Annotated in this window: 7 protein-coding genes and 1 tRNA gene; 2 read left to right on the top strand and 6 right to left on the bottom strand. The window is 51.7% G+C overall.

Features of this window, described 5'->3' with window-relative positions; translation table 11 throughout:
* Positions 1-257: 257 nt before the first annotated feature.
* Positions 258-689: a LexA family protein gene (locus AC4GL5_RS18150; RefSeq protein ID WP_490384216.1), complete on the top strand. Its 432-nt coding sequence runs from the start codon at positions 258-260 to the stop codon at positions 687-689.
* An 8-nt stretch (positions 690-697) separates the two neighbouring features.
* Positions 698-2026, top strand: coding sequence for a Y-family DNA polymerase (locus AC4GL5_RS18145; protein ID WP_490384215.1), 1329 nt, complete (start codon positions 698-700; stop codon positions 2024-2026).
* Between the two features lie 37 nt (positions 2027-2063).
* Here AC4GL5_RS18145 and AC4GL5_RS18140 read toward each other — a convergent pair whose 3' ends face one another.
* From AC4GL5_RS18140 to rplT, 6 genes are all read right to left on the bottom strand, one after another.
* Complete coding sequence (locus AC4GL5_RS18140; RefSeq protein WP_490384214.1) at positions 2064-2600, bottom strand: hypothetical protein; 537 nt, start codon at positions 2598-2600, stop codon at positions 2064-2066.
* A gap of 154 nt (positions 2601-2754) precedes the next feature.
* Positions 2755-2831 (bottom strand) — tRNA-Pro (locus AC4GL5_RS18135).
* A gap of 153 nt (positions 2832-2984) precedes the next feature.
* Positions 2985-3296: an integration host factor subunit alpha gene (gene ihfA / locus AC4GL5_RS18130; protein ID WP_077242509.1), complete on the bottom strand. Its 312-nt coding sequence runs from the start codon at positions 3294-3296 to the stop codon at positions 2985-2987.
* Positions 3297-3301: 5 nt separating this feature from the next.
* The gene (gene pheT, locus AC4GL5_RS18125; protein WP_490384213.1) at positions 3302-5677 is read right to left on the bottom strand and encodes a phenylalanine--tRNA ligase subunit beta; all 2376 of its coding nucleotides are present in this window, start codon (positions 5675-5677) and stop codon (positions 3302-3304) included.
* Positions 5678-5778: 101 nt separating this feature from the next.
* Entirely contained in the window at positions 5779-6762 is a 984-nt protein-coding gene (pheS, locus tag AC4GL5_RS18120; RefSeq protein ID WP_490384212.1) for a phenylalanine--tRNA ligase subunit alpha, read from the bottom strand.
* Between the two features lie 122 nt (positions 6763-6884).
* Positions 6885-7207: 50S ribosomal protein L20 (gene rplT / locus AC4GL5_RS18115; protein WP_490384211.1), on the bottom strand; the 323-nt coding region annotated here is incomplete at its 5' end.

The following is a 7207-nucleotide window of genomic DNA, read 5'->3' as shown; positions in this document are numbered from 1 at the left end:
GACCAATAGATTAACAGTCTACTGCTCTACCAACTGAGCTATCAGGGATCTCTCTGTTCAAGAGATGGGAGGCATTATAGTTCTATCCTCATGAATTACAAGCATTTATTTCAAAAAATTTTCAATTTTCTTCTGTCTTCTCTATAGCCATTGTCATACGGGCATATCGGATCATCTTTCCCTTATTGCTGTACATACAAACAATACTGTATATTTAACCAATACTCGATTCCCTTTCACCAAAACTGAGGTCGACCATGTCTCTGCATTCGATTCAGCCTGTGGGCATTCCCGACTCAAACTGCAAAATCCCTCTGGCTAACAGCTGCGTGTCTGCGGGCTTTCCGTCACCAGCTGATGATTACGTTGAACGTCATCTGGATCTGAATGACAAACTGATCCGCCACCCATCCGCCACTTTTCTGATGAAGGTTGAGGGTTACTCTATGATCAATGCCGGTATGCAGGACGGGGATCTGCTGATTGTTGATCGCGCCATCCAGCCTGCTCCGGGAAAAATCGTGATCGCCGCCGTCAATGGCGAACTCACGGTAAAACGTCTGGCACTGCATCAGGGGTGCTACTGGCTACAGCCGGAAAACCCGAAATACCGGCCGATCCCACTGGACGAGTCCAATGACTGTTTTGTCTGGGGCGTGGTGTCTCACATTATTCATCAATGCGCCTGAACCCGGTTATGAACTCTGAAACAACCGGGCAAGCCCCACACTCAGCCAAAACCCTGATCGCACTAGTGGACTGCAATAACTTTTACGCCAGCTGCGAACGTGTCTTTGAACCTGCACTTTATGGCAAGCCGATTGGGGTTCTGTCCAATAACGATGGCTGTATTATCGCCCGATCCAACGAGCTTAAAGCCCTGAATATCGAGATGGGTGCTCCGGCTTTTCAGGTTTATCCTCACGTTAAGCGACTGGGCATCACCCTGCGCTCATCAAACTATGCGCTGTACGGCGATATGTCAGCCCGTGTAATTCAGGTACTGACTGAACTAAGTCCCAGCGTTGAGCGCTACTCCATCGACGAGGCCTTTGTTGATCTGACCGGCATGAACGACCAAAGCGTCGGCTTCTGTCGGCAACTGGCAGATACCGTGCCCCGACACACAGGCATTCCGGTTTCCGTCGGCGCTGCCCCCAGCAAAACCCTGGCGAAGATCGCCAACCATCTGGCCAAAAAGCAAGCGGGCAGAAACAACGTATGCGTTTTTGATAACCCCGATGACGCAGAGCTGCTGCAATGGCTCAAAACCCTGCCGGTGGAAGAGATCTGGGGTGTCGGCAAACGACTGGGACAAAAGCTGCGTCTTAAGGGTATTGAAACCGCCATGGATCTGCGGGAAGCCAACCCCCAACAGCTGAAGAAGAATTTCAGCGTGCTGGTCGCCCGCACTCAGATGGAACTTCAGGGAACACCCTGTATTCAGCTTGATGATGCACCGGAACCCAAACAGAGTATTATGTGCTCCCGCTCCTTCAGCACATCCACCAACAGCCTGAACGACCTGAAGGCCGCTATTCGGTTTCATTGCCAGAGCGCTTGCGAAAAGCTGCGCGGTCAAAACAGTCTGGCACAAGCGGTACTGGTCACCATTCGCTCCCGCTCAGAACGCTTTAAGGGACGGGCCTACGACGCCTCGGCCATCGCGCTGCCTCAGGCCAGCGATAATACCCAGCAGATTCTGCACACCGCCCAACAACAGCTGGAAGCGATCTATCAACCGGGCGTTCGCTACCATAAAGCAGGCATCATGCTATTAGACCTGATCCCATGGCGACCGATGCAGCTGGGACTTCTGGAAAGCGAACAGGCCGCGCTTAAGGAGGAAGGTGCAAAAACACAAAAGCTGATGCAAACACTGGATCAGCTGAACCATAAGATGGGACGACACACCGTCGCTTTTGGACTACCGGTGGAAGATGCACGCTGGCAGATGAAGATGGCGCACCGCTCTCCCCGCTACACAACCTGCTGGAGCGAGATCCCACGGGTTAAGGCCTGCTAGCACAACCCCCATCAGATGCGGCACGACCTTAAGCCGATCAGGCGATCCGGATCAGCGGCTGCTCACCATCAAAATCCGGCAACAACCAGATCTGCTCAAAGGGATAATCCGTTTCATCGAAACTCATCGCCACGTTCAGCAGCTCTGAACGCGACCAGAGCGGACTGACATTTCGAATCACCAACCAGACCCGGTCGGATTCATAATGCTTCTGCGCCTTACTGTGCAGAAGGTTCAGAAGGGCAGCCTGCAAACGATCACAGGGATCTACCGCTGCCAGTTCCGACAGATAATGCCAGAGCAAGTCAGTATTAGCGCGATCCCGTACATGCTTGGCCTCTTCGGATGTGGCATATAGGTGAGCAATCTCAAGATCCAACGGCTTGCTCTGAAAATAGCAGGAGATATCCGGCTTGGAGGGCTCGTTGTGCCAGATATGACGCATGGGTTCATTAAAATCCTGCTCATACCGGCGCATAAACAAGCGCGCTGCATCCCGCTCCAGCAAACGCTTTTCAAGATCTGAATGACTGACCGGAGAACCGGTCTGGGTATGGCGGGGATCTGATGTCATAACAACTCAGCTAACCTGATGATGAATAAACTGATTTTATCGAGGCGAGGCTATCGAGTAAAACTTCTTGCCTGAACATGTAGACAGCACCGATAAGGAAATTGCAAGCATAAAAAAAACGGCACCTCATTGAGATGCCGTTTTCAGAATTTATTGGTCGGGACGAGAGGATTCGAACCTCCGACCCCTACAACCCCATTGTAGTGCGCTACCAGGCTGCGCTACGTCCCGAACCTGCTGAGCATTATACAAATGAGATCTTGCTTTGCAAATATATTTTACTGTGTAATCAGCCAGTTATATAAACGTAAATGGTAAAACAGGAAAACCCGAACCAATCAGATTGATTCGGGTTTCAAGGCTGTTGTCCGGCGTTAACGGCAGCTACTGACTCTGATATTCCGGATCGTCAAAACTCTCAACGCGGGATTTCAGCTTTTGACCAGGGCGGAAAGTCACCACGCGGCGGGCAGAGATAGGAATCTCTTCGCCAGTCTTAGGGTTCCGTCCCGGACGTTCGCGCTTATCTCTCAGATCAAAGTTACCAAAGCCAGAAAGTTTAACTTGCTCATTATCTTTCAGGCATTCACGAATCTCTTCAAAGAACAGTTCCACCATGTCCTTTGCTTCACGCTTGGTAAGACCTAACTCAAGATACAGCTTTTCTGCCATTTCAGCTTTAGTTAACGCAGACATCTCTATCAGCTCCTCAGGCTTGCACCAAACTGCTCCTGTGCTGCGGATACAATCTGGTCGACAAGACTATTAATTTCCTCGTCATTTAGAGTGCGCGAAGCATGCTGCCACGTCAAGCCCAAAGCAACACTTTTTCGTTGTTCTTCAACACCTTTGCCCTGATAAACATCGAATAAGCGCAGTTCTTTCAGCCATTCACCAGCCTGCTCACGCACCGCAGCCATCAGGTGCGCAACCGGTGTCTTTTCATCAACAATGAAAGCCAGGTCACGACGTACTTCCGGATACTTAGACAGAGAATCAAATTTAGCAACGCGACCCTGCTGCAATGCTGACTGTTTGATTTCAAACACGTAGACACTGCCTTTCAGGCCCAGCTCTTTCTGTACTGAAGGATGCAGAGCACCGATAAAACCGATCGGTTCACCGTTACGCAGAATCTGAGCCGTCTGACCCGGATGCAACGCGGGATGCTGTGCTGGCTCAAAACTGACTTCCGCCAGAATACCGCTGTCATCCAGCAATGCTTCCAGATCACCTTTCAGATCAAAGAAATCCATCGGCTTAGCATCGCCCGTCCAGCCTTCCGGCTCACGGCTACCGGTCGCGATAACCGCGACCATAGGATCCTGAACCATCTCGTCACCCTGTTGGATGAAGCACTGACCGCTTTCAAACAGACGAATACGGCCCTGCTGACGGTTCTGGTTGTATTGTACCGCTTTAGCCAAACCGGCAATCAGGGTAGTACGCATCACGGACAGATCAGCAGAGATCGGGTTCGCCAGCGCAATCGGAGCATTCTCAGGATCAAACAGCTTGGACAGACCCGGCTCGATAAAGCTGAAGGTGATCGCTTCCTGATAACCACGGGCTGCCAGAGACTGACGGATCAGACGGATCGGCTTGATCGCTTCCGGCTGAGCTTCGATACCCAACGCCATCGTCGGGCTCTTAACCGGCAGGTTGTCGTAACCATAAACACGGGCAACTTCTTCAATCAGATCGGCTTCGATGCTGATATCAAAACGGTAGCTCGGTACGGCTGCACGCCAATCGTTACCTTCTTTCGTCAGCTGAAGACCCAGACGGGTCAGGATGTCTTCAACTTTCTCAGCAGGCATCTCCATAGCCAGCATCTGGTTCAGACGATCGGCACGCAGTACCACGTCATTGCGAACCGGCAGCTTGCTCTCTTCAACCGCTTCAACCACGGGACCTGCTTCACCACCCACGATATCCAGCAGTAATGCAGTGGCACGCTCCATGGCACGGGCCTGCAGTGTGAAATCCACACCACGCTCGTAACGGTGAGAGGAATCGGTGTGCAGACCGTAAGAACGGGCGCGACCAGCAATAGAGATCGGCTCGAAGAAGGCGCACTCCAGGAAGATATCAGATGTACCATCCGTTACCTTAGTTTGCTCGCCGCCCATGATACCGGCCATCGCAACGGCTTTTTCATGGTCCGCAATCACCAACGTATCGGCGTTCAGCTTCACTTCGGAGCCATCCAGCAGCTGCAGAGCTTCATCCTGCTCCGCCAGACGCACCTTGATGCCGCCAGACAGTTTTGCCAGATCGAAAGCGTGCATCGGCTGACTCAGTTCCATCAGCACGAAGTTGGTCACATCAACCACAGGGTCGATAGCACGCACACCACTGCGACGCAGCTTCTCTACCATCCACAGAGGTGTCGTAGCTGTCGGGTTAATACCCTTAATCACACGGCCCATGTAACGCGGGCAGGCTTCACTGTTAATCAGTTCAACCGGGAAGGTTTCCGAGGCTGTTGCAGGCACAACAGCGACTTCCGGTACGTTAACCGGAGTCTGGGTCAGTACGCCCACTTCACGGGCCAGACCTGCAAGACTCAGACAGTCACTGCGGTTTGGCGTCAGATCCACCTCGATGATGGTGTCATCCAGGTTCAGGTATTCGCGCAGATCTGCACCAACCGGTGCATCAGCAGCCAGTTCCATGATACCACCGTGATCATCGGAGATACCCAGTTCATCTTCCGCACACAACATGCCGAAGGACTCAACCTGACGCAGCTTGGCTTTTTTGATCTTAAAGTCGCCCGGTAGTACCGCACCAACTTTAGCAAAACCGGTTTTCAGACCGGCACGGGCATTGGCCGCACCGCAAACAACCTGAAAGGTCTCGGTGCCATCGGATACTGAACAAACCTGCAGTTTGTCAGCATTTGGGTGCTGTTCGGCGCTGATGATTTCGCCAACAACAACACCGGAAAAATCTTTGGCCGCTTTTTCTACACCATCAACTTCCAGACCGGACAGGGAAAGCAGGCTTTCCAGCTCATCCGTTGTGATGGATGGATTCACCCATTCACGGAGCCACTGTTCACTGAATTTCATTGGTTCTTTCCTGAATCTTATGTTCTTGCAACTGCTCTTGCAGTGGGAAGCCTGCTTTCTGAAACAGGCTGCTCATAACGTTATCTTGTAACGATTTCGCCTTAGCGCAGCTGGCTAAGGAAACGCAGGTCGTTATCAAAGAACAGTCGCAGATCATTTACGCCGTAACGCAGCATAGCCAGACGCTCTACACCCATTCCGAAGGCAAAGCCGGTGTACTCTTCAGGATCGATACCGGAGTACTCAAATACCTTCGGGTGCACCATGCCACAACCCAGAACTTCCAGCCACTTACCGTCACCACGGTCGATATCCACTTCAATGGATGGCTCTGTGAAGGGGAAGTAAGAAGGACGGAAACGTACTTTCACATCATCTTCAAAGAAGGCTTTCAGGAACTGCTCCAGAATACCTTTCAGGTCAGCAAAGCTGATGTTTTTGTCAACCAGAAGGCCCTCAACCTGATGGAACATCGGGGAGTGCGTCTGGTCAGAATCACAACGGTAAACACGGCCCGGGCAGATAATGCGAATCGGTGGCTTGTCGCTTTCCATGGTACGCACCTGAACCGGTGACGTGTGCGTACGCAACACAGTGTTCGCATTAAAGTAGAAGGTATCGTGCATCGCACGCGCAGGGTGGTGCGCTGGGATGTTGAGGGCTTCAAAGTTGTGATAATCGTCTTCGATCTCAGGGCCTTCCGCCACACTGAAACCGATAGAACCAAAGAAATCTTCAATACGCTGAATCGTTTTGGTCACCGGGTGCAGGCCACCAACGGACTGGCCACGACCAGGCAGAGTTACATCCAGAGTTTCTGCCGCCAGTTTGGCTTGCAGCTGTGCAGTTTCGATATCCGCTTTACGGGCATTCAGGTCCTGCAGCAAAGCATCTTTTGCTTTGTTGATCTCATCACCAGCTTTAGGACGCTCTTCCGGTGACAGCTTGCCCAGGCCTTTCAGCAACTGAGTGACTTCACCTTTCTTACCTAAATATTGAACTCGGATCTGGTCCAGTGCCTGTGCATCACTCGCTTCAGCGATGGCAGAACGGGCCTGATCTACTAGGGTTGCAAGATTTTCCATCGTCTGTGGGCTCCAAATAAAAATAGGGGAAGACGTTAGCGCCTTCCCCTATTTAAGACTCATGCATAAGCACGGTCATCATCATTACCCCGACTCCGCCTTGGCACAGTCGGGAAACGATCTTAAGCTAGCGCTGCTTTCGCTTTCTCAACGATGGCAGCAAAAACCGCTTTCTCGTGAACAGCCAGATCAGCCAGCACTTTACGGTCGATTTCAACATTGGCTTTTTTCAGGCCAGCGATGAAACGGCTGTAAGACATGCCGTTGATACGTGCACCAGCGTTGATACGTGCGATCCACAGAGCGCGGAACTGACGCTTACGCTGACGACGGTCACGGTAAGCATACTGACCTGCTTTGATAACCGCTTGCTTAGCTACGCGGAATACACGGCTACGAGCACCGTAGTAACCTTTAGCTTGCTTAAGAACTTTCTTATGACGAC

The sequence above is a fragment of the Oceanospirillum sp. genome, from assembly GCF_982874595.1.
Note: the sequence above shows the minus strand (reverse complement) of the source record. Positions and strands in the feature narration are given on the sequence as shown.

What these genes read in the sequence shown, in the direction of transcription:
- AC4GL5_RS18150 (WP_490384216.1), top strand. Translation starts at nt 258, where the DNA reads ATGTCTCTGCATTCGATTCAGCCTGTGGGCATTCCCGACTCAAACTGC.
- AC4GL5_RS18145 (WP_490384215.1), top strand. Translation starts at nt 698, where the DNA reads ATGAACTCTGAAACAACCGGGCAAGCCCCACACTCAGCCAAAACCCTG.
- AC4GL5_RS18140 (WP_490384214.1), bottom strand. Translation starts at nt 2,600, where the DNA reads ATGACATCAGATCCCCGCCATACCCAGACCGGTTCTCCGGTCAGTCAT.
- ihfA (WP_077242509.1), bottom strand. Translation starts at nt 3,296, where the DNA reads ATGTCTGCGTTAACTAAAGCTGAAATGGCAGAAAAGCTGTATCTTGAG.
- pheT (WP_490384213.1), bottom strand. Translation starts at nt 5,677, where the DNA reads ATGAAATTCAGTGAACAGTGGCTCCGTGAATGGGTGAATCCATCCATC.
- pheS (WP_490384212.1), bottom strand. Translation starts at nt 6,762, where the DNA reads ATGGAAAATCTTGCAACCCTAGTAGATCAGGCCCGTTCTGCCATCGCT.